At 68.6% G+C, this 455-nt stretch carries 1 protein-coding gene; it reads left to right on the top strand.

Annotated elements, in window-relative coordinates; translation table 11 throughout:
- Positions 1-455, top strand: a 455-nt coding sequence (locus tag BN4575_RS20745) for a beta-ketoacyl [acyl carrier protein] synthase domain-containing protein (RefSeq protein ID WP_141689918.1), incomplete at both ends; no start/stop codon positions are given.

The raw sequence follows: 455 nt of genomic DNA, 5'->3' as shown, positions 1-455 counted from the left end.
GGTCGCCCTGCTGCTGAAGCCGCTCGGAAAGGCGGAAGCCGACGGGGATCCGATCTACGGCCTGATCCGCGGGAGCGCTGAGAACCACGGCGGCAAGGCCACCTCGGCGACGGCGCCGAACCCCATCGCGCAGCAGGCGCTCCTCGTCGCCGCGTACCAGAGCGCCGCCGTCGACGTGCGCACGGTCGGGTACATCGAGACACACGGCACAGGAACGGTGCTGGGGGATCCGATCGAGGTCAATGCTCTCAAGGGTGCTTTCGCGGAGCTGTGCGCGGCGCAAGGGAGCACGGCGCCGGTCGAGCCGCATTGCGGGCTCGGGTCCCTGAAGACGAACATCGGTCACCTGGAAGCGGCCGCCGGCCTCGCGGGCGTCGCGAAGGTGCTGATGATGCTCCGGCAGGGCAAGATCCCGGGCAACCTGCACTTGAAGGAGCCGAACCCGTATCTTCAGA

Source organism: Aeromonas sp. EERV15 (genome assembly GCF_900079845.1).
Lineage (GTDB): Bacteria > Pseudomonadota > Gammaproteobacteria > Enterobacterales > Aeromonadaceae > Aeromonas > Aeromonas sobria.
Note: the sequence above shows the minus strand (reverse complement) of the source record. Positions and strands in the feature narration are given on the sequence as shown.